The sequence below is a fragment of the Corynebacterium sp. HMSC071B10 genome (genome assembly GCF_001814825.1).
Classification (GTDB): domain Bacteria; phylum Actinomycetota; class Actinomycetes; order Mycobacteriales; family Mycobacteriaceae; genus Corynebacterium.
Genome location: NZ_KV817999.1, coordinates 1 through 1,777, shown reverse-complemented (window position 1 = coordinate 1,777; position 1,777 = coordinate 1). Strand labels below are relative to the sequence as shown.

Here is a 1,777-nt window from a genome sequence, read left to right as displayed (position 1 = left end):
AGTGGGACGTCGCCGATCTTCTGCACGCGCGCAGCCGCCAAGCGCTCCTCCGCACCGACGACGACGAACGCGTCGAGCAGGCTCTGCGCGGACTGCGGGTCCCCGTAACCGCACTGCCCGAGGGACTCTGCGTGACATTCGACGAGACGGTCCCCGACGCGCTCACGCTCTCGCGGACCTGCCGAGACCTCGACGTGCTCATCACTGCCCTGACGGACAAGCCGATCCGGCTGGAAGAGGAATTCCTCCGCCTCACCGACCGATCATCCGAAGCCGAACATGGCAAAGAAAGGCCCGAGCGATGACACGAGCATTGACAGCTGAGGTGCGCCGACTGCTCACCGTGCGCTCCACAGGCATCTTCGCTGCGCTGCTGATCGGCTGCTGCGTCGGCCCCATCGTCCTGATGGGTATCGTCTACGACCCGGCCTATCGAGGGCCGATCGACGCCGGTGATCTGGGCAAGTGCGTGAGCATCTTCCATGTGCTGGCCATCGTGTTCGCCGGCACACACACCGCGACCGAGATCAATGCGGGGTCGACGGCGCTGTCCTTCCTCACGCAGAAGAGTCGATGGGCCTCGTTGGTGGCACAGGCAGCGGTCCAGTGGGCGTTCCTCGCATTCGCGTACGTCGTCGGCATCGGCCTCGCGCTCGTCGCGGCGACGTTCTATCCCGACGGGCTGGCCATGTCGCCGCGAGGGTGGGCCTACCTCGCGGCCTACCTCCTCGTCGTTCTCCTGTGGGCGACGATGGCGACGGCGCTTGCCGTCCTCACGCGCTCCGTCGCGGTGTCCGTCGCCGCGCCGATCACGTGGATGCTCCTGATCGAACAGCTCGCGTCCATGGTCCCGATGCTCGAGGCGATCACGCCGTGGCTGCCGTTCAACGCCAGCCACATGCTCCTCGCCCAGGCACTTGGAGAGGCCCCTGCAGGCATGTCCGTGTGGCCTCCTGCCGTCGCGCTTCTCGTACCGGCACTCGGCCTGGCGGGCGCGGGGCTATGTGCCCATGTCCGACGGGACTCGGCGTGATGGGCAGGCCTGCGCCTCGCATCCGCCGCCCAAGACGGTTCGTGGCGTCGCAGGGCTGGGGCTGACTCACACCGCCGTTCAACAAACGGTCGTTGATGTGAACAGTGGTCCGGAGGAGCCGATCGCGAGCATTTCGCCGAGTGGGTGTTCACAAACCCGTTCAACTACATCTAGACTAGACAGAGGCAGTTGAAGGTGCTGTTGCAACTTGGGGCGGGAGCCAAGAAAGCTCCGTTTTTATTGTGTGATCAACGCTATGTTCCTGTGTTGTCAGGCCGTCTCGAATACCCGGCTAACAATCACTGCATCCGGATTCGGGTGACCATAGGCAAACATCGTGCCCTGCCCCTTCCGCAATGAGTGCATCGCTTCCATCCCTTTCAACGTCCGGTAGGCAGACGTTCGGTTTTTGAATGCTCCTTTCGGCCCCAGGATCCGCTTTAACCGGCCATGATCGCCTTCAATGACGTTGTTGAGGTATTTCACCCGACGATGCTCGACCGTCGATGGACAGACGCCTTCCGCCTTCAGCTCAGAGATTGCCCTGGCGAGTGAGGGGGCCTTGTCGGTGCTGATCACCCGCGGATAGCCTGCCGATTTATTCGACCGCAGCGTCTTCGCCAGGAAACGCTTCGCTGCCGCGACGTTGCGTTTTGGTGAGAGGTAGAAGTCCAGGGTCTGGCCACCGGCGGTGATTGCCCGATAGAGGTAGCACCACTTTCCCCCGACCCGGATATAGGTCTC

At 63.3% G+C, this 1,777-nt stretch carries 2 protein-coding genes and 1 pseudogene; 2 read left to right on the top strand and 1 reads right to left on the bottom strand.

The genetic code is table 11. The annotated features are described in order from the left end of the window. A pseudogene (locus HMPREF2990_RS12910) lies at positions 1-305 on the top strand (hypothetical protein); the annotation flags it as partial. After that, complete coding sequence (locus HMPREF2990_RS04385; protein ID WP_066513013.1) at positions 302-1,033, top strand: ABC transporter permease; 732 nt, start codon at positions 302-304, stop codon at positions 1,031-1,033. The pseudogene HMPREF2990_RS12910 and the gene HMPREF2990_RS04385, both read left to right, overlap by 4 nt. Positions 1,034-1,303: 270 nt before the next feature. On the opposite strand, the gene HMPREF2990_RS04380 is transcribed toward HMPREF2990_RS04385, so the two are convergent. Further along, a partial coding sequence (locus HMPREF2990_RS04380; RefSeq protein WP_070762887.1) for an IS6-like element IS1628 family transposase occupies positions 1,304-1,777 on the bottom strand: 474 nt, incomplete at its 5' end.